The 20,035-nt window shown below is 49.1% G+C and carries 20 protein-coding genes; 7 read left to right on the forward strand and 13 right to left on the reverse strand.

Translation table 11 applies throughout. The annotated features are described in order from the left end of the window. Positions 1 to 86: 86 nt before the first annotated feature. The 3 genes from H6F88_RS11870 to H6F88_RS11880 all read left to right on the forward strand — a co-directional run bounded on the left by H6F88_RS11870 (position 87) and on the right by H6F88_RS11880 (position 1,735). On the forward strand, positions 87 to 260 hold the full coding sequence (locus tag H6F88_RS11870) for a hypothetical protein (RefSeq protein WP_190642942.1): 174 nt from the start codon (positions 87 to 89) through the stop codon (positions 258 to 260). A 126-nt stretch (positions 261 to 386) separates the two neighbouring features. Beyond that, positions 387 to 602 (forward strand): hypothetical protein, encoded by a 216-nt coding sequence (locus H6F88_RS11875; RefSeq protein ID WP_190642943.1) that lies wholly within the window; start codon positions 387 to 389, stop codon positions 600 to 602. A gap of 371 nt (positions 603 to 973) precedes the next feature. Continuing rightward, entirely contained in the window at positions 974 to 1,735 is a 762-nt protein-coding gene (locus H6F88_RS11880; RefSeq protein ID WP_190642944.1) for a class II aldolase/adducin family protein, read from the forward strand. Between the two features lie 16 nt (positions 1,736 to 1,751). On the opposite strand, the gene H6F88_RS11885 is transcribed toward H6F88_RS11880, so the two are convergent. Both H6F88_RS11885 and H6F88_RS11890 read right to left on the reverse strand, forming a co-directional pair. After that, positions 1,752 to 2,795 (reverse strand): hypothetical protein, encoded by a 1,044-nt coding sequence (locus tag H6F88_RS11885; RefSeq protein ID WP_190642945.1) that lies wholly within the window; start codon positions 2,793 to 2,795, stop codon positions 1,752 to 1,754. Positions 2,796 to 2,955: 160 nt separating this feature from the next. Beyond that, positions 2,956 to 3,687 carry a precorrin-2 C(20)-methyltransferase gene (locus H6F88_RS11890; RefSeq protein WP_190642946.1) on the reverse strand — a complete coding sequence of 244 codons (732 nt, stop codon included), beginning with the start codon at positions 3,685 to 3,687 and terminating at the stop codon, positions 2,956 to 2,958. A gap of 298 nt (positions 3,688 to 3,985) precedes the next feature. Here H6F88_RS11890 and H6F88_RS11895 point away from each other — a divergent pair, with 298 nt between their 5' ends. Next, complete coding sequence (locus H6F88_RS11895; RefSeq protein WP_190642947.1) at positions 3,986 to 4,369, forward strand: DUF4346 domain-containing protein; 384 nt, start codon at positions 3,986 to 3,988, stop codon at positions 4,367 to 4,369. 56 nt (positions 4,370 to 4,425) lie between these two features. Here H6F88_RS11895 and H6F88_RS11900 read toward each other — a convergent pair whose 3' ends face one another. From H6F88_RS11900 to H6F88_RS11950, 11 genes are all read right to left on the reverse strand, one after another. Next, entirely contained in the window at positions 4,426 to 5,148 is a 723-nt protein-coding gene (locus H6F88_RS11900) for a TPM domain-containing protein (protein ID WP_190642948.1), read from the reverse strand. A 252-nt stretch (positions 5,149 to 5,400) separates the two neighbouring features. Beyond that, positions 5,401 to 6,483 (reverse strand): M28 family peptidase, encoded by a 1,083-nt coding sequence (locus H6F88_RS11905; RefSeq protein WP_190642949.1) that lies wholly within the window; start codon positions 6,481 to 6,483, stop codon positions 5,401 to 5,403. 309 nt (positions 6,484 to 6,792) lie between these two features. Next, positions 6,793 to 7,014: a Uma2 family endonuclease gene (locus tag H6F88_RS11910; RefSeq protein ID WP_242050507.1), complete on the reverse strand. Its 222-nt coding sequence runs from the start codon at positions 7,012 to 7,014 to the stop codon at positions 6,793 to 6,795. Between the two features lie 378 nt (positions 7,015 to 7,392). Further along, on the reverse strand, positions 7,393 to 7,668 hold the full coding sequence (locus tag H6F88_RS11915; RefSeq protein ID WP_190642950.1) for a hypothetical protein: 276 nt from the start codon (positions 7,666 to 7,668) through the stop codon (positions 7,393 to 7,395). A gap of 162 nt (positions 7,669 to 7,830) precedes the next feature. After that, the gene (locus H6F88_RS11920; protein WP_190642951.1) at positions 7,831 to 8,886 is read right to left on the reverse strand and encodes a potassium channel protein; all 1,056 of its coding nucleotides are present in this window, start codon (positions 8,884 to 8,886) and stop codon (positions 7,831 to 7,833) included. A gap of 156 nt (positions 8,887 to 9,042) precedes the next feature. Then, positions 9,043 to 11,049 (reverse strand): TolC family protein, encoded by a 2,007-nt coding sequence (locus H6F88_RS11925; protein ID WP_190642952.1) that lies wholly within the window; start codon positions 11,047 to 11,049, stop codon positions 9,043 to 9,045. A 270-nt stretch (positions 11,050 to 11,319) separates the two neighbouring features. Further along, complete coding sequence (locus H6F88_RS11930; protein WP_190642953.1) at positions 11,320 to 11,988, reverse strand: SDR family oxidoreductase; 669 nt, start codon at positions 11,986 to 11,988, stop codon at positions 11,320 to 11,322. Positions 11,989 to 12,218: 230 nt separating this feature from the next. Further along, positions 12,219 to 12,497, reverse strand: coding sequence for an HU family DNA-binding protein (locus H6F88_RS11935; protein WP_190642954.1), 279 nt, complete (start codon positions 12,495 to 12,497; stop codon positions 12,219 to 12,221). Between the two features lie 246 nt (positions 12,498 to 12,743). Further along, on the reverse strand, positions 12,744 to 13,718 hold the full coding sequence (locus H6F88_RS11940) for a TIGR03885 family FMN-dependent LLM class oxidoreductase (protein ID WP_190642955.1): 975 nt from the start codon (positions 13,716 to 13,718) through the stop codon (positions 12,744 to 12,746). Between the two features lie 84 nt (positions 13,719 to 13,802). Beyond that, positions 13,803 to 14,057, reverse strand: a complete 255-nt coding sequence (locus H6F88_RS11945; RefSeq protein ID WP_190642956.1) for a hypothetical protein — start codon at positions 14,055 to 14,057, stop codon at positions 13,803 to 13,805. A 258-nt stretch (positions 14,058 to 14,315) separates the two neighbouring features. Beyond that, positions 14,316 to 15,719, reverse strand: a complete 1,404-nt coding sequence (locus H6F88_RS11950) for a sugar porter family MFS transporter (protein ID WP_190642957.1) — start codon at positions 15,717 to 15,719, stop codon at positions 14,316 to 14,318. A gap of 249 nt (positions 15,720 to 15,968) precedes the next feature. On the opposite strand from H6F88_RS11950, the gene H6F88_RS11955 reads away from it, so the two are divergent. The 3 genes from H6F88_RS11955 (at position 15,969) to H6F88_RS11965 (ending at position 20,020) form a co-directional block, all read left to right on the forward strand. Beyond that, positions 15,969 to 17,381 (forward strand): ATP-binding protein, encoded by a 1,413-nt coding sequence (locus tag H6F88_RS11955; protein WP_190642958.1) that lies wholly within the window; start codon positions 15,969 to 15,971, stop codon positions 17,379 to 17,381. A 134-nt stretch (positions 17,382 to 17,515) separates the two neighbouring features. Next, the gene (locus H6F88_RS11960; RefSeq protein WP_190642959.1) at positions 17,516 to 19,141 is read left to right on the forward strand and encodes a DnaJ C-terminal domain-containing protein; all 1,626 of its coding nucleotides are present in this window, start codon (positions 17,516 to 17,518) and stop codon (positions 19,139 to 19,141) included. A 213-nt stretch (positions 19,142 to 19,354) separates the two neighbouring features. After that, on the forward strand, positions 19,355 to 20,020 hold the full coding sequence (locus H6F88_RS11965; protein WP_190642960.1) for a DUF2834 domain-containing protein: 666 nt from the start codon (positions 19,355 to 19,357) through the stop codon (positions 20,018 to 20,020). Positions 20,021 to 20,035: the final 15 nt, after the last annotated feature.

Consider the following 20,035-nt stretch of genomic DNA (forward strand, 5'->3'; position numbering starts at 1 on the left):
TTATCATCGTACATAGCACAGGAAATAAAGTTTAGGCTAGAGCGTTTTATCTCAATTTTGGCGAAAATTCTCATCAAAATTGTGATATGAGATACGCTAGCTTCTACAAGGATGCATTACAGTATGCCTATGAGAAAGTCGAGTTTGCACAGCATTTCTTAAGCAAGTTCACGCTGGCAAGCGCTTTCTATTCACCTCAAAGCCGCTCTGGCTGTGCGATTCACTGCTTTATCAGTAATTTCACCAATTCGGGAACCTGAAGGACTGTAAACACTTCTTGATGTAAATGTGAAGCACTGCCCGATCTAGATCACAGAGCGATCGCCGCTCAAAAATCTAGCTCCAAAGCTCTATCTAAATCTGCTCTAACTCTCAAGAGTACTGGTATGACTTCTATTCGTGAAATCGTCGGACAAACGCTGGAAACTGGCTACCTGCCTTTAGAGGCGGAAGATCAGCTGCGGAGACTGCTCCAGCAGACCAAGTATGGCTGGGAAGACCTGAATGCCTTTATCAAGCTCCAACAGGCAGCAATGGAAGGGCAAATTCGTCAGGAGTCACGTGAAGCAGACGAACTTCATTATCTCCTCGTCAACTCATAATTCCTCCGGATGAGTTTGGCATTTCTTTGCTAAATTCATTCCGTAAAAGATTATTCGGGGTTTGCCCTGGAACTTCTTTTAGGTCTGCAATGCTTTTAGGCTAAGGGAAAGAGGGAGTAGAAGTTGATTGGCTTTTTCCCTTTGCGTTTCATCCCCTTCCTGGAAGTGTTGTTTTTATTATTTTTAGCAGTGCTAGCTTTCTGAAAAGACGGGTTGATAGAGATTAAAAATTTGTTGCGATGGTAGATGCTCTGACAGAGACGCAATGAATTGTACCTGTACAAGCAGACTTAAGTTTTGAATAAATTGCTTTAGGATTGAGGGGTCTATACTGAGTAGTTCCTACTGCAATTTAACCACTGAGGGTTGCAATGTCAGAATTTGCTCTTCCCCAACCTCCTGTATTTGAGCGCGTTGAAGACGAACGACTACACCGCAAACAGCGCTTGGCAGCTGCATTTCGTTTGTTCGCTCGCTATGGTTTTGATGAAGGCATCGCAGGACACATCACAGTACGCGATCCCGAATTTCCTGACCACTTTTGGGTCAATCCCTTTGGCATGTATTTTGGTCAAATTCGGGTGTCTGATCTGATTCTGGTCAGCAGTGACGGTGATGTCATTAAGGGAAATCAGCCCGTTAACCAGGCAGCTTTTGCGATTCATGCACCGATTCATGCTCATCGCCCTGATGTTGTAGCGGCGGCGCATTCTCACTCGACCTATGGCAAGGCGTGGTCTACGTTTGGCAGGACGCTTGATCCCCTAACCCAAGATGCCTGCTCGTTTTATCAAGACCATGCGGTGTTTTCAGACTATACGGGTGTGGTGCTGGATACTTCTGAGGGCGATCGCATTGCCGCAACTCTGGGCGATCGCAAAGCTGTCATCCTACAAAATCACGGACTATTAACCGTCGGGCATTCCGTCGATGAAGCTGCCTGGTGGTTTATCACGATGGAGCGATCCTGCCAGGTGCAGATGATGGCAGAAGCGGCAGGCAATCCTATCCTGATCAAGCCAGAAATTGCTCAGCTTGCCCAAACTCAGGTTGGTACGCCCTCTTCTGGCTGGTTTTGCTTTCAGCCGCTCTACGACAAGATTGTGCGCGAAGAATCTGACCTGCTGGAATAATCAGCTTTGAGTAGACCTAACCCGCAGGTGGTTCGTCGGCTTGTGGAGCAGGAGCCTGACAAGATTCAGCGGTGTGGTCAAATTTGACTGTGACCACGTAAACCTGATTGGCATCCGATTCGTTCTCAAACTCGTAAGTGGCAACTGTCTCCAACGCCTTCTGATTAAACAACTGATAGCCAGAGCTTTGAACCAGTTTGGGTTCGCCAACCAGCTTATTCTCTTTGTCTACCACGACTCCATACACAGCCGCAGGTTCAACTTCTAGTGGACAAGCTTCTGCCGGATAGACCGCGGCAATTTCCATCGACTTCCATTCACTATCGGCTCCCTCTTCGACCTGAGTTTCAAACCATTCAACGAAGGTTGTTCTAGCTTCCTCCTGGGTCGTCCCGCTAGAGTCAGCGCCCAGACGGGCGATCGCCGCTCGACGTTGAGCGATCGAATCCTGTAGCCGCTGTTCCGCGGTGCGGTTGTCTTGAGGACGTGGATTGTCTTCTGGCACAGGACTCGAACCGGTACCCGCCCTGCCTGTGAGGTTATCTAAATCAGGATTTCGAGCCACGCCAGGGTTGGTCGGTGCAACAGTTCCGGGTGAAGGCGAAGGTGAGGGAGAAGCGGACGGCGTTGGCGACGGTGAAACAGAGGTCGAGGGAGAGGTCGAGGGTGCCTGTCTGGTTGCTGGAGGACCAGGCGGCGGCTCATAGGATGGATAAAGATCGGGCGAAAAGGGTGGGAACGGCGGAAAAAGCTGAGACGGCGGAGCCTGATTGGGCACCGGCGTGAGCGAATATAAATCAGATTCAGAAAGCGGTGGCAGTTCCAGACTTGGCGTGGAGAAATCTGGAACGCGGGCTAGCTCCTCGGGCGATAGCTCTACAACCCCAACGGTGCGCTGATCATCTGCCTCTTCCGCCAAAAACGAAGACGGCAAAATTGGCAGAACACCCCACAGCAGCCCATGAACACCTATCGAGAGGGCAGTTGCAATCCAGCCAGGCTGACGCACAACCTGACTCAGGGTTGGGCCAATAGAGCGAGCGAAGGAAGATCGGAACATAGCAAGTGGAGGACTCTGTTCAAGCTAGGGGGCAAGGAATTTCAGATGAATGGGGTAGATAGCGACCAAGCGTACTGACCAAGCGTACTAGATTTACGTTCCTGTCTGACAGCCCAGGAGCGGGAACGTCTGGATATCCCTTGTAGTTTTTTCTTCATCCTTATCCTAAATCCGCCCGGTGAACCTGGACGATCAGTAAAGAAAAGTAGGGGAGCTTGAGCTGAGGGCGATCGCTTAGATCAGCATAGATTACCTGCTCAGGTAATGTAGCTCGTTCTACCACATAGCTTTGCTGAAGCAGTCCGTGCCGATTGAGCACTGCCCAGACCTGCTCATAGACAGAACTTACCTTTAGTAAAACGACTACGTCGGCAGTAGCGATCGCAGTTTCCAAATCTGCAACGGTGTGAAGAGCAGGCAAAACAATTAAGCGTTGATTCCAGAGAGTCAATGGAAGTCCCAGTGCTGCCGTTGCTGCCAGCGGCGAACAAATGCCGGGGATCGTCTGCACCTCAACTTCGGGATGAGAATGCAGCAGCGTTTGCGCCAGATAGGTAAAGGTGCTGTAAAAGCTCACATCTCCTTCGGACACAAATGCTACGTCCTGCCCCTGCGTCAGGTATTGCCAAACCTGCTCGGCTGCTGCTTGCCATGCTTCGGTCAAAGTTTTTGCATCTTGCACGTAAGGAAAACTTAGCGCCAAACGGATCTGATCTGGCTGGAGCCACTCCTGTACAATTCGTTCTGCGATCCCCAATTTTCCAGACAGCCCGGCCGGAAATGCAACTACAGGAACGCACTTAAGCAGGCGAAGCCCCTTCAAAGTGATCAACTCTGGATCACCTGGACCAACGCCAACGCCGTACAGCTTTCCCAAATAAGAATCAGTCATGGTGTTTAGAATTAGCGATCGCCTCCTTCCACAATCCACCCAATAGCTCATCTGATTGAATGAATCTGCCTTGCCTTAAGACCTTAAACTAGAAATTGACAAACCTAAACTCAGAAGCATACACATCGTACAAACGGTAAGGATTCCACCTGGAATGCTTGAGCCAGAGGAGAGTGTCTGAGTGAGCGAGACGATGCACTTCAAAATTGTATTAGCCTGTTCCAAGCTGAAATTCGACAACTAAAAATTCTAAGTTCAGTAAAACTTTTGTATATACAACAGCCCGTTTGACAGAGTTATGAATCAGATTGCTCAACGACTAGCCGAAATCGATCGCAAATATTCCCAGCGCTACATTGAACTCGATCCGGGTGGCTATTTCATCATCTACTTAGATCGGGAGGAGGAGTTAATTTGCGTCAAGCATTTCACCAACGTGATCAGTGAAAAAGGATTAGCACTTGATCCAGAGACGGGCAAACCCATCCCTGTGCGGGGCAAAGTCGAACGAACGGCTAACGCTGTATTTAGCGGCAGAACCGCTAAAGAACTTTGCATCAAACTGTTTGAAGAGATGAAACCTCCCCTGGTCAACTACCTCGACCACGCTGCCTATCTGGGAAGAGAATTGGTGCGGGCAGAGACAGCCTTAGTCAGTGGGGAGGAATATATACAGGACTAAAGTAAACAAGGGAAATTTTTTGTTCGCTAAGCGAACGAAAAATTTCCCTCACAGAATTAGCCCTGAAGAATTTGATACAGGTAGTAGGTTGCCATTGGAATGACCGTTGCGGCAACTAGGAAACCCACAACCCAGACGGTTGCGTTACTTTTTTCGGTGTCTTCAGGGGTGGCGAAGGTGCCTTCAACCAAAACGGTGTTGTCTACGACAGGTGGTCCGGGATCAGGCTGACCAGAGAGAACGGCAACCAGGCGATCGCTTGCATCCAAAAATGCCTGGTTGTACTTGTTGTCTTGGCGCAACGGCACCATGACAGTTTCCTGGGCTACACTTTGGGCAATTTCATCATTTAAGGTTGCTTTGACGCGATCGCCCGTCCGAATCGCAACATTATTAGTGACGTTGTCTAACACCAGCAACGTTTGATTGGCTTGCGCTTCAGGGGTAGGGAACCACTGCTCAAAAAGCTGATCGGCAAAGCTCTGGATCGTTTCCCCATAATCGAGCCGATGCACCGTTACAAATCGAACTTCGTTGCCTGTCGACTGGGCGAGCTTTTCTAATTCACCGCTGATTCTGCCTTCGTTCAAACGGCTTAAGATTTCTGCTTCGTCAACGACCCAAGTGGAATCCCCTGCCGCTAGACTCGGCATACTGTAAACGCTTGTAGCGTAAGCGGGTGCAGCGCTGACTTGAGCAACAAAAATCAGTCCTACAGCAGCTAGCAGCAACCCACGCAGAAGTTTTGCCAAAGTTGAAGTAAGAGAAGAGAGGAGCATATTTATGAGTCCGATATTTATCTTTTGTTACTTATCTCTCAAAATACTATACTGCTGTGCTAAGTAACTATGAATTAAATCAACCCTAAATTTTGCTCAAGAGCAAACAGGAATCCTGCTTTCCCCTACTTTTCAGGGCGTTGCACAAATTGAGAAGGACGCGGAAATTCCTGACATGTGAATCGCCTGCTGTAGGGTCACGGCAATGGCGTGCCCCTACGAAAATCACTTATTAAATGTGCAACGCCCTTTTCACAATGGTGTTGTTGACGTTTCATCCAGCAGGTTGGGCGCAGGGGCAGCGGCATCATTGGTCAGGTTTCCTGGAGTACTCAATAAAGCGGTTGTGGCGTTTATTACCAATTGAGTTGCTCCGGTTAGGAAGGGGCGATCGATTTTGTCGAGTGTGTCTGTGGGTTGGTGATAGTTAGGATTGCGGTAGTTGGCGGTGTCTGTCACCATGACTGCGCCGATGCCTTTTTGCCAAAAGGGGGCATGGTCGCTTCGCAACAAATCAGGGGTGAGCGGTCCTAACAGCGGAATCGGTAAGCTCAAGACCTGAGGCAAATCTGACTGACTAGTTTCATGGAAAGCGTTGATTAGGGACATATGACCACGATCGCCAATTACCGCCAAAAAGTCTCCCCGATCGGTGGGTGGGCTGATGGGCAGCCCAGCGGGATATTGCTGACAGCCCTCGGTGTGACAAGCAAACCCAATCATATCCATCACGATTGCGCCTTCTAAATTCTCGGTCAGACTATCATCTGCCGCGTAGGCTAAACTGCCCAGCAGTCCGACCTCTTCCAGGTCAAATAGGGCAAGCTTGAGTGTTCGCGGCGTGGGAAGTTGCCCCAGTAGCCGAGCCGTTTCCAGCACAGCCGCAACCCCAGTAGCGTTGTCGTCTACACCGGGCGATTGCTCTATGGAGTCGTAGTGTGCTGCGACCAAGATTGCCCCAGCCGACGGATCGGTTCCTGAGCGCTCTGCCACGACATTAATGCCATTCTCGAAGGTTTGGAACTGGGGCAGCCAATCTGCTTCCCGTAAAGCCGAAGCAATGTAGTCTCGGGTGCGGCTCCGCTCTGCTTCGCTGTGTCGCTTAAAGGCAAGTGCCTCGACATCCGCCAGCACTCGGTCTGGGTTGATGGCGGGTGCCTCGATCGGAGCAGGCATTTCTGCACGTGATTGGGGCGATCGCGAACGGACGGGACTTTGCTGAAAGCTGGTTTCTAAAATCTGAGGTCGGAGTTGAATTCCGTGCCAGTTCCACCCGGTGATGACTCCTACTAGCGTGACGAAAAATAACGCCAACCAAATTCCCAGCTTCCTCATATCTGCGTCCTGCTAATTTGCCCAGTTTTCATTTTATGAGTTCTACCCAAGTCATGCTTGTTTCAAATCACAACTTAATTAATGAAAACTATAATTCTCACTTTCAGTATCGCTACATTAAAAATGCTGCCCTGGTTGCAAATGCCCGGCATTGCTGATGTGATGTATGGATTTCGTAGAGACATGGCATTGCCATGCCCCCACAGGGGGGATTGAGATCCGTGAATCAAACCCATATTCAGCAACGCCCGATGCCCTTCCTTTAGCTAGAACCTAGAACTCCACTCGTTTATCCTTGCTTTAACTGCTCTACAAACGCGAATATTCCGGTGAATTTAACCCCACTTGCATCACTTCTAACACTCGTTCCATCTGGTTATTCAATAGTGCTTCGACTGCCAACCATAAGCCTGGAAACACTTGACTGTGCATGATCTCATCTGCATCAGGCATGAGTTGCTGATAATCTCCATCTAGCAGTTGGAACCACTCTAGTTGATTCTCAAATGCTTCCCAGATGATATATCCCAATACTCCATTGCGACGATAGGCTTGCTTTTTGCTGCCTGTGTCAATTACCCCTTTGGGAAACTGCGAAGCAACCGCTCTCAGGACGAGTTAGGCGATCGTCATTTTCAAGCGGTGGCAGGTGATTATAAGCCGAACTGATTTGGGAGTAGGACGATCGACTAACCATCTTCAAATCCTCGGAATTATCCAATATCGCTCACTGTAGGAAATCCAATATATCGAGTTGAAATTCTTGCACGGTAAGAATTTCAACTCGATATATTGGATCAGTGAGCCTGGATTATCGGGTAAGGATCAGCATCGCAGTGGTAGCGATCGCCTTGAAAGATGTTCCTCCAATAAGGATGTACGTGGTGTGATACACGATCAATTGGGTGTTTAGGCAGATTTTGTATGAGTGAGTGCCCTGTCTATCCCAGTGACCGGTGTAAGTACTGCGGTAACCGATTTCTTGTGAGGGGTTGTCAATTGTTCAAACTGACTACTGAGCCAACCATATCCTCTACCAATGCAGGTGGGGCAAACAGCGCCACAGTTTTCTCCTTGGTCGTCGCAGATGATTACTTTTGCTGCCTGCATTTTGAAAACGCGATCGCATGTTCGGCAAACTTGTTGCTTGCCAACCCGATCATTACATTCAACTTGGAGTTGCATAAGATTTTCCCAAAGTTTAGAAATGAGTTTATAAAGAGGTGAGGTTAGCGGTCGCTAGGTTAATTACTTGAGCCAAAGCTCAATGCTACAAAGGTAAAGGCGATCGCCAGACCGTGCGTCTATCTTAGGAATAAACTTTGGGGAGAACGAATCCATATGAGCTTAATGCAGGGTCCCTCGATAGCGCAGTTGCCGCTTAAGCGCATAGTGTTCGGCAAACTTGGGAATATCGCCCCGGTGTCCCATCAGAATCACCGTATCGCCTTCCTTGATTACTGTGCTGTGGTTGGGGTGGACAAACGTACTGCCATCACTTCGACGTAGCGCTACCACAATAAAAGTGCCTCTGCCACGCACCTCAATGTCACTCACGATGCCACCGACTAGAGGTGAGCCTTTAGGAACTACCAACTCATCAAGCTGGACATCAATTTCTGCTAACAGTTCACTTAATGTACTGCGACCGTCGTTTTGGTCGAGAAAGTCGATTGAGGCTGGATGAGTAATCATGTGCGCCATTCGCAAAGCGCCGATTGTAGCAGGCAACACTACATGGTCGGCTCCTGCCAATCGCAGCTTTTTTTCAGTGGTGGGAAATTCACCCCGCGCAATGATTACCAGGTTAGGGTTCATTTCTCGTGCCGTTAATGTAATAAATACATTAGACGCATCATCTGGCAGCGCAGTAGCTAATACTTTGGCTCTCAAGATTCCGACAGCCTGCAAAATGGTTTCATCGGTAGCATTGCCAATGCGAACTAGATAACCCATTGCTTCGGCTTTGGCAAGGCGATCGCTGTTGTTGTCGATGATCACAAAAGGTTGACCCGATTCCATCATCTTCTTTGCCAGGATCTGCCCAATCCGACCAAAACCACAGATAATCACATGCTGTTGTAAGGTATCAATTCCTTTTGCTATCCGCCGAGCGTCCAGAGCGCGGTTGATTTCTCCCTCAGTCACCATCTGGACAAACCCTCCTACCATATAAACTGCTGACGACGTTCCCGCAATGATCACCAGAATGGTAAAAATCTTGAGTGCTGGAGATTCAATTGGGCGAACTTCGCCATACCCAACTCCGAAGATGGTAATGACCACCATGTAAACGGCATCGAGCAATGCCCAACCTGCGATTGTGTAACCTGCGATCGCCACAACAATGGTAATAACAAAAAAGACAGTGCCAAGCAGAATGCGGCGAAAAGACTGGTGCAAATTGGGTTGCCAGCAGGGGTAACACTCCTACCGATGCGACAATCTTGCCACCAGTAGCTGAGTGCCAGGTGTAGCAGGTTATACCGAAGGGAGGGGATTAGGGGGTAGGGATTAGGGCGAGAAGAAAGACATTTCCTCTTTCATCCTTTCTTCCTCCTATTGCACCTGCGGCGAAGGTTCTGGAATTACCCCTGCGTAGGGGAAGTTGCTCACAGAACGCTGTAACTCTGCTAAAGAGCGGTTATAACCTAGAATCGCCTGTACTCGGTTAAACTCTGCTTCGGTCAAGTCAGATTGCGCGATTAATACGTCTGTTTGCGTTCCTACACCCGCTTGGAATCGCAGTCTTGCCAATCGCAGGGCTTCCCTTGCCTGTTCCAGGGCTAAGGACGCGGTTTGAATGTTCTCGAAGTTAGCTTGCAGATTAGAGTAAGCGCTTTCTACATCAAACCGAATCTGGTTGCGCTGCGCTGCAAAATTGGTTTCGGCGATCGCAATATTGGCCTCTTCCTGAGCTGCTTGCGCCCTAGCAGCGCCTCCATCAAACAAACTCAGATTGAACTGAGCGCCAAACTGATAATTGTCTTGTACGGTTTGATCCTCGTTTAAGGTGTCCTGCACGTTATAGCTCGCAAACAAACCAATCTGAGGTCTCAACTGAGCCAAAGCAGCCCGTCGTTGAGCGTCACTAACTTCGCGCTGCACAAGCTGTTGCTCTAACTCAGCCCGATTTCTGATTGCTAAGACGATTGTTTCTTCGAGGCTCAGATCCCACAGGTCTGCCACCTCCACGGGATCGGCTGCTGCCACCTCTACCGACTGAGCCAAGCTCAGCGTTTGGACGATTTGACGACGGGCAATCTGGCGTTGGCTGAGGGCTTGGGTAAGCTGCTGTCTAGCATTTGCCACGTCCACTTGGGCTTGCAGCACGTCAAACCGCGTTCCTACCCCTGCTCGCTCCAGTGCTTCGGCATCGCGCAAACTCTGCAACGCCTGTTCTAGTGCTGACTCTTGAATTCGCACTTGCTCATCTGTTTCTTGCAAGTCGTAGTAGTTATTAATGACATCTAGACGAAGCTGCTCTTCCTGGGCTTCGACCTGCAATTCCTGAAAACGAACCTGTCCCTCAGCTGCCTCAATCAAAGCCGGTCGCCGACCTCCAGTAAACAGCGTGTAGTTGAGTTCTACCGCACCTCCCAGGACGACGTTGACATCATCCTCGTCTGATTGACCGCTGCCACCTTGACCTCCCTGAAGCTGATCCAGAAAATCCTGTAATGCCCCTGAATCTTGCTGCTGCGTGTTTTCCTGGAAAGTCAGATTTGAATTTAAGTCTACTGTGGGTAGATTGTTTGCCTGTACCTCCCGCAAAGCTGCCTGTGCCCGCTCTAGTTCTAGCCTGGACACCTGAAGCTCACGGTTGTTACGAACGGCCAGATCAATTGCTTGTTCTAAGGTAATGGGCTGAGTTCCAACAATTTCTACCTCTTCAGGTTGAGTCGGAAACTGAAGTGGATTGGGGCTGGGATTAAGGTATTCTGGTGCCGCCTGAATCAAGTTTTCATCGGCTGTTTCTGCCTCTGCTTCCGCTTCTGCTTCTGCCTCGTCATCTACCTCTGCTTCATCTTCTGGGGGGGCAGCTTCGTCAGAGGAGTCTAGGGATGGGGCGGGCGATGTTTCCTCAGTCTCATCTCCTGCTGGTAGATCTTGGGATAGTTGCTCTGATACTTCTTCTGATGCCGTTTCTGACGATGTTTCTGGCGTTATCTCTCTTTCTGACTCATCGGCAGAAGCATCATCCGGGGAGGCAGATGCATTGCTAGGTTCCTCTGCCTCGTCAGATTGCTCTGTTGGCTCCGCTGACTCAGCATCAGCCTCAGCGTTAGATTGATCGCTTGCTGCGACTGGCTCTGTTTCTACGACAATGGCTTCTGACTCTGAGTCATTTTCAGGCTGAGCCGCTTCGTCAGCTTGAGCAACTTCGACGGTTTCAGCAGAGTCTAAAGCCGTTGCGATCGCTCCAATCGAATTTTCATGCTCAACCTCATCCTTGCCGTCAAGTCCACCAAGACGTGCAGGAGACTGAGCAGAAGCTGAGTGCAGGGGACTGAGAGCAATGATGGTGCCAACACTTACAGCAAGAAGAGAAAGAGAAAATCGCATGTTGTATATCTTTCAGTCCAGATGTTTAGCGGCAAAAGAGAAGCCTTAAGCAGAATACTGGCTGACCGCCAGAATTGGCAAATGACTTCCTGTGAAGCCATTTAAGTGCAGTTTAGGTAAAAATTAGGCGATCGCACTTCATCCACCTGGTTAATCTTTCCAGGGGAAGACGACAGGTAGGGGTTGGGGGCTAAGGACTGGGGGCTAGGGGCTAGAACGCCGCATAAAAGGGATTTCCTTCATCCTTCACCTTTACACCTCCCTTCACTTCTACACCTCTAGTTTCTCAAACTCCTTTTGTCCATAAAGCATTTGCTGGTCAACCGCTGAAAGCACGCGATTATTTGCTAGGTCAGATTGCAAACAGCGGCAAACCAATTCTGCTACATCCGCCCGATGAATCGATCCGGCAATAGTTGGGTCTGGAGTTAACACTGCATTGCCCGTTGCGGGTTCCGATTTTAGCCCGCCTGGACGAATGATGGTGTACGTCAATCCGCTAGCAATTAAATGCTGTTCAGCCTTTTCTTTTTCGACTAGAACTTCACCTAATGCTTGCAGGGCTTGAGGAGGCAGCGCTACCACACTGTCACCGCTGCCAATCGACGATACCAAAATGAATTTTTGTGCCCCTGCTTTGACCGCAGCATCGATCAAATTCTTGTTGCCCAGGTAGTCTGCTCGCTCACCATCTTTAGGCAAACCACCGATCGTGCTAATCACTGCCCCAATCGGTTCTCCCTGCATTGCTTGCTCGACTTCAGCCACGTTCAGCGCATCTCCCAGAGCGATCGCAATTCCCATTGCCTCTAGCTCTGCCCGTGCCGCCTCGCTGCGTAAAAACGCTTTGACTGAAAGCGATCGCCCAACTAAACCCCTAGCAATCTCGCGTCCTACCCCGCGACTGGCCCCGGCTAGAAATACATATGGTGCTGTCATCAAAATTGCCTCCCCGTTTGAATCAATTGCTCACAGATTTAGACCTCTGCCACATTAGTGTGCGAGAAATCTTGCGCCTTTGTACAAATTGATTGGAAAAACCGACTAAAAAGATTCTACGCCTGGAACTTCTGCGTCAGTTTGGGGTCAAACACTGAGGAAGCGTAATGCTTCCTACAGGGGGGTTGGGGGCTAACCCCCCTTAAAAATTTCACGGTGCCACCCTACCGTCAAGACTCTGAAACCTTTTCCTTAAATAGCTTTCCAGCCGAAAACACAGGGACAGTCGTAGCCGGAATCGTCATCACTTCACCTGTCTTGGGGTTGCGCCCTTCACGGGATTGGCGTTCTCTTGCTTCAAATGTGCCAAAACCGACGAGAGTTACCTTGTTGCCTGCGGCGACAGATTCCTGGATGGACTCCAGCACTGCGGTTAGCACTGCATCCGCTTCTTTCTTGGTTACTCCTGCCTTATCGGCGATCGCATCCACTAATTCACCTTTGTTCATATAGGTTGCTATTTAACGCTTGCAAGGATTATAGGGCACAGACCACGCAGACGCACAGCCAATAAAAAGCAGCCGCTACTGGGGTGGGCTGCTGGCTAGCATGAGTTGCTAGAAGTAGAATATCACATTGGCTAGTACATTTGAACTAAATTGTCTGCTTAACTAAAGTGACTAGTTCTTGCAGGGTTGTGAAGTTGTAGGTCGAAGTAAGTTCAGTTTTATCGAAGATGCTGTTTGTGGGAGTATCTAGCCAACCGATACAGGCTGAAGTGCCGGAAGCACTTTCTCACCAAAGACTTCAATAAACTGTTGTTGTTCACGGTTGACGTTATGCAGTAACAGTTCGCTGAACCCTAACTCAATATCCTGTCTCAGCCAATCAATATGTTGCTGAGGGTCGGCAGAAATGCGAACGGATCCATCTAACTCATGGGGTTGCACAAATTGACCCGCAACCTCAAACTGACGAGGGGATTGCAGTTCTGTCATCAATACATTTTCAAAAATGTTACTGCGCCACTGTTCGTGAGCTTTTTGGCGAGCGGCTGTTTCATCTTGGTCATAGGAAAGTTGGACTTTCAGCAACATCGGTTTTCCGGCTCCACCACCTCGACGGAAAGCGTCTACCACTTCCTTAAGTTGGTCGGGTGGGCGCGAAATCGTGATCAGTCCATCAGCCCAACTGCCTAGCCATTCTGCGGTTTTGGCGGTGACGGCTGCCCCAATGATTAGCGGCGGAGTGTCAGGACGGGAATAAAGTTTGGCTTCTTCAACACAGACTAGTCCGCGATGAGTTACGGTTTCACCCGCCCAGAGCGATCGCATGATATCCACACATTCTTTGAGCCGAGTATTGCGATCGCTTTTGATCGGCCACTTATCACCTGTAATTGTTTCGTTGAGCGCCTGTCCGCTGCCAACCGTGATCCAGAAGCGATCGGGAAACATCTCAGCTAGAGTTGCTGCGGCTTGAGCAATAATTGCAGGATGATATCGCTGCCCAGGCGCACAAACTACTCGATAGGAAAGCTTTGTTGCCTGCATAGCTGCCCCTAGCCACGACCAGGCAAAACCACTTTGTCCTTGCTGCTCAGTCCAGGGATGAAAGTGATCAGAGGAAAGAGCATGGGTAAAGCCTGCTTGCTCTGCCAGTTGCACGTACTTCAGCAGCTCACTCGGCTTGAACTGTTCATGGGAAACATGGTAGCCAATCTTTACCATAAGAATTTTTCCTGCTCGTGGTGTTTGTTGAGGGCAGCTTTACTACCCTATTTCGCACGAGCATGGATAAAAAATCATCGGTTGTTAGGCATAAACCTTTTCCAGGTTTAACGGACACTGAGGTCTTAAAGGATTGTCTTCCATCGGTGGCTGAGCAATCACGCGCAGCTCATGGGGATAGCGGGGATGTGAATCATTCACCAACCAGATGGGCGGCACCATCATTGCCTCGTAATCGGCGATTGTATCAAAGGTGCCAGGTTGGGCTTTTAATTCAACGATTTGCCCCGGTCTATATTCAAATGCTTCTTCCCAATCTAAATCTGCCCCAGAATTCATAACCGTTATAAATAGTATTATCTTATACGGATTGTAAGGCTTGTTTATCGTTTAGGCAATATTCTGTAGCTATAGATACAATTTTTAATCGCGTTGAGAACACCGCAAATTCGATGCTTGGAGTTTTTAGGGTGTTTGCAAAATACCTCTACAGGAGGAATAAATATCCGTCGCTAAGATACGTTTTGCATAGGGGCGGTTCGCGAACCGCCCCTTGTATCTTCAGAAGTAGGTAACCCTTCACGGAAATTTCCTTCGCTACATTTGTTCTAGCTCTTTGCCCTTGGTTTCTTTGACCAGGAGGAGCACAAAGAAAAATGAGATGGCAGCAGCGATGGTATACAAACCATAGGCAGTGCCCAAGCCAAAGGACTCCAATAGGGGAGGGAAGGTCGTTGATACGAGGAAGTTGGCAATCCACTGCACGGCAGCACAAACAGACAGAGCGATCGCCCGTATTTTGTTATTAAACATTTCTCCCAGCAAGACCCAGACAATTGGACCCCAGGAAAACCCAAAGCAGAATACATAGGCATTGGCTGCAACCAGGGCGATAAGTCCTGACGTATCGCTCAGAGCCGGATTGCCTGCGGCATCAACAGGCGCATTGCCAAACAAAGCAGCGAGTGTTCCTAGGGTGAGAAACATGCCAATGGAACCGATCAGTAGTAGCGGTCTTCGACCAAATTTATCGACAAAGGCGATCGCAATTAGCGTCGTCACAATATTAGTGACAGACGTAATCACCGTTATCCAAAGTGAATCTGCCTCTGTAAAGCCAACCGATCGCCACAGCACGCTGCTGTAGTAAAAGATGACGTTAATTCCGACAAACTGTTGAAAGATTGATAGTCCCATTCCCAACCAGACAATGGGCAACAGTCCACCGCTGCGACTCACTAAGTCTGAGAACTTAGATTTACGCTCTCGCATCACCGTTTGCTGGATATCACGCACCTTCTGCAAGATGTCTCCTTTCTCAATCTTGGAGAGAACCTGAATGGCTTCTGACTCTCTGTGCTGAGCCACCAAATAACGAGGCGACTCTGGAATTCGCAACGCCGCTATGCCATAGAGAACTGCCGGGGGAATTTCTGTCCAAAACATCCAGCGCCAGGCTGTAACGCCAAACCAGAACGGTGACTCAGCCGACCCTGCTCCGACTGCAATAAAGTAGTCACACAGCAGAGCAATAAAAATTCCAACCACAATGGCAAGCTGTTGCAGAGAACCCATTCTGCCGCGCCATGCAGCAGGCGAGACTTCTGCAATGTAGGCAGGGGCAATCACGCTAGCTGCGCCAACCGCAGCCCCTCCTAAAATTCGCCAAAAAATAAAGTCCCAAATTCCAAATGCCAGTCCAGATCCAATGGCGCTCACGGTAAATAATATGGAAGCGATGATCATCGCTTTGACTCGACCCAACCGATCTGAAATGTGTCCAGCGTAAAATGCGCCAACGGCTGATCCTAAAAGTGCTAGGGAGACAGCAAGCCCGATCTGTACGCTGTTTGCACCAAAGGCGGTTTGTATCGCTGCAACCGCACCATTGATCACTGCTGTATCAAAACCAAATAGAAAACCACCCAGCGCAGCAGAACCACAGATCAAGGTAACGAAAGATCGGCTCCGTCGGGCAACAGGTTCTTGTAGAGAAGTCATGGCTATATCTTTAGATAGGTAAATTGCTCAAAAAGATGAGGAATTAGATAGTTTAGAGCTGGAATGTTTGAATTCAAACAAACCGCTGGAAGCTCACTCAGCAAGAACTTTTGGGAACTTGCAAAACGGTATAAGGCTCCAACCATTAGCAGATTAAACTTTTGCAATGACGTTTCTCATCTGTCTTAGCGCAGGATTTCTCGCGGTTTCATGAAGTAAGCTGGGCTTAGCTCAATCTGAGGTGCTGTGATGACTGACATCAAAGAGATGTTGCGCCAGGTGTCACTGTTTGCCCATTTGCCCGATCAACAGTTGCAGTGGCTCGCTGAGCAGGGTACTGAAGTTTGGCTAGAGCCAGGAGAATTGATTGCCGCTCAGGGAAGCCCGGCGGATGGCTTTTATGTGATTTTGCAGGGAGAAACCACCTGGACAAAAGAAGTGCAGGGGGAATCGGCTCATGCGGTGACGTTAGGCAAGGGAGACGTTTTTGCAGAACTGATTTTGCTGTTAGATGAAGCCTATCCCACAACAGGGCGAACCGTAACCCGTGTGCATCTCTATAAGTTGACCCCGGAGGGCTTCTGGGAAATGCTGAGAATCTGTCCGTCGATCTTCCGCAGCATTTTAAAAATTTCGGCGCAGCGATCGCAAATTCACGAGTCGGTTACTCAGCAGCAGGCTAAGCTGATTTCCCTTGGCACCCTCTCTGCGGGGCTAGCCCATGAGCTAAACAACCCGGCGGCAGCGGTTAAACGGAATGTATTTTACCTGGAAGAGGTGTTGCAAAAACTCCCCAACCTGGCGCTCAAGCTACACGAGCAGCCGATGACGGCAGACCGGATTAAGTTTTTGAGCGACCTATATCTTCAGGCGACAGAGTCCGCTAAGCAGGGCTGTCTGTTTGACCCGATCGCCCAAAGTGAAGCAGAAGATGCGATCGCCGATTGGCTAGAAGCCCATGATGTCGAGAATGGCTGGAAACTCGCCCCAATGCTGGTCATGGCTAATCTACACCCAGAGCGGCTAGATGAAATCATGACGCACATCGAGCCAGACTGTTTGGGCAGCGTTTTGACCTGGCTAGAAGCAACGCTGACCGGAATCAAGCTTTTGGAAGACATTAAGCTCGGTTCAACCCGCATGTCTGAACTGGTGACAGCGATGAAAAGCTATTCCTACATGGATCAGGCACAGCTTCAAGAGTTGGATATACATGAGGGCATCAACAATACACTCACTATCCTGAAACATAAGTTGAAATATGGAATGACGGTCAAACGTGAGTACGGTGACTTACCTAAAATTTGTGCCTACGGACCTCAGCTAAACCAGGTGTGGACAAATTTGATTGATAATGCCGTCGATGCAACTCAGGGAAAGGGACATCTGTGGATTCGCACTGCGCTAGAGGGCGATCGCGTCCTGATTGAGATTGCTGATGACGGAGGGGGCATTCCTGCTGATATCCAACCCCGCATATTTGAACAGTTTTTTACCACAAAAGAAGTTGGCAAAGGCACAGGGTTAGGACTAGACATCGTTCGCCGCGTTGTCGTCGGTCAACACAAGGGTGATGTTCACTTTGAGTCAAAGCCTGGGGATACACGCTTTCAGGTGCGCCTGCCTCTTCGCCCACCCAAAAGTGCTGCTCCCAGCAATTAGGACACTGCACTCAATACGTAAATCCTGTTTCTGCAATTGAATCTACTGTATATGTCCAAATGCTTTGGGGTTTAGGTAACTAACTGTACTTTATCCCAGATGTATGTACACATTAGACAACCAAGGGCTGAAACATGGTAGCGCGGCGCGGCGAAGATCTACAGTTTGATTTGACATTAGATTTTCGTAAGGCAGTTTTAGGTGGAGAAGAAATAATTCGGATTCGCCATTTAGAAAGGTGCCATGTTTGTGAAGGTTCTGGGCAACGACGAAGCATTGGCAGTTGGCTAGGAATGCAGCCAGCTATCTGCAATACCTGTGGGGAAAGTGGTCGAACTGCGATCGCCAAAAACTTGACGATTACTATTCCAGCAGGGGTTGATCAGGGGACTCGTCTCAGAGTTTCACGAGAAGGAGATGTTGGAGAAAATGGTGGTGAAGCTGGTGATTTATATGTTTACCTGTTTGTGAGTCCACATCCTGAATTTCAGCGGCAGGGAACCCACTTATCATCAGAAGTGACGATTAGCGCTCAACAAGCGCTCTCTGGATGCGACATACAGGTCAACACCCTTGATGGAGCGACAACGTTGACTATTCCTCCACAAACCCAGCCCAACACGGTCTTCACCTTGCAGAACCGAGGGGTTCCCACACTAGGTAATCCTGGGCAACGCGGTAACCATGAGGTGACGGTCAAAATTGACCAACAGTCCAACCCCTTGTGGAGTAAACCTGATTTCTCTGACTCAACTGACTTGGATGGAAGATCCTATCTTCCGTCAAAAGTTCCTCCAGAAACTCCAAACAATCTCCTGAATCAAGGAGTTGAGAAGTTTAAGCGTGAGGATTATCGAGGAGCGATCGCTGATCTCCGACAAGCGATTGCATTAGATCCTAATTTTGCATTAGCGTACTCTGCTTGGGGCAACGTTTGTATCGCGATGCAGGACTACCAGAGTGCGATCGCCTGCTTTGGTCAGGCTATTCAGCTTGCTCCTGATCTGGTTGAAGCTTATGGTAGCCGTGGGCTGGCATATCATCTCTTGGGCGATCGACAACGAGCATTAGAGGAGTTAACCTACAGCATTCAACTTGATCCCTCGTTAGCTAACTCTTACTACACACGAGGGCAAATCAACCTGGAACTCGATCATATTCCCCAAGCTTTAGCAGATTTTGAGAGTGCGATCGATCTGTATCTTTCAACTGAAACTTGTTATCTAGCCGATGATGCGCTACCTCGAATTCAAAATCACTACCGCTCAGGAATTGCCTCCAGGCACTCACCAGTTGAGCCGTTGATTCAACAAGCAGCCGAGGCGCAGAATGCAGAAAACTTCCAGCAAGCGCTCAGTTGCCTCACTGAGGCAATTCAGTTAGAACCAGAACTGGCTGATTTATATTACTATCGCAGCGCAGCCTATCAAGGATTGGGGCAGAGGCAATATGCGCTGGCAGATTTATCTCAGGCAATTCAACTCAATCCTAGAGTTGCTGACTATTACTACAACCGGGGCGGAATGTACTTTGACATGAAAAATGACGCCTGCATTGCTGACTTCAACCAGGTGATCAAGCTTGACCCCTACCTAGCTGAGGCACACTTCAACCTCGGCAGTTTTTATGTTAGTCAGGGCAGGAAGCAGGATGGGCTGCCTTACATTCAACGAGCGGCAGAGTTATTTCAGCAACGAGGAGACAGGCAGAGCTATGAGCAAGTTGTTCATGTAATAAATCAAGTCGCTACTTTGATATGATGACTGCAATTCTGATTACATAGCAGCGCTACGCGCATACTTTAGAGATACGCCAACCCTTAGCTGCAATTCAGGCAGCTAAGGGTTGCTTCTACTACCTAGAGTTGCTCTGAAGTGCAGTCAAGAATATCCTCCTACTACGCCTTCTCACCCCCGCTGAATCTTGCTATAGATGAGAGTGTGTAACGATCATTGGAGATAAAAGCGAGGGCTATGGTTAGAAGGATTGCGTTTTGGTTGCTGTGGGCGGGTTTTTCTGCCTATGCTTTTTTGCTGGCTCCGCCCAATCAGCCAGATACGTTTGCGTTAATCAAAGATCTCTCTACTGGACAGTGGGATGGCATTAATCCACTGGTGATTGCTTTGTTTAACATCATGGGCGTTTTGCCAATGCTCTACGCTTGTCTAGTGTTTATTGACGGCAGAGGGCAAAAGGTTCCAGCTTGGCTGTTTGCGTCGGCTTCGTTTGGTGTAGGCGCGTTTGCTCTGTTGCCTTATCTGGCTTTACGGAAACCCAATCCAACTTTCGTCGGTGAGAAGAACGCTTTACTCAAACCGCTCGATTCTCGCTGGACAGCGTTGGCGCTGGCGTTAGGAGCGATCGCCCTCCTCACTTACGGTCTAACTGCCGGAGACTGGAGCAATTTCATTCAACAGTGGCAAACCGATCGCTTTATCCACGTCATGAGCCTAGATTTTTGTATGCTCTGTCTGCTATTTCCAGCACTGATTGGTGACGATATGGCACGACGGGGTTTGCAGGATAAGCGAATTTTTTGGGCAGTGGCACTGGTGCCATTGCTGGGGGCGATCGCCTATCTCGTGCTGCGTCCACCATTAGAGACTGCTCCAGAGCGCGAATTGTCGCCTCAAAGTTAAATATTGGGATGTCAG

Origin of the sequence: Oculatella sp. FACHB-28, assembly GCF_014696015.1 — a bacterium.
In the GTDB taxonomy this organism is placed as follows: domain Bacteria; phylum Cyanobacteriota; class Cyanobacteriia; order Elainellales; family Elainellaceae; genus JAAUTN01.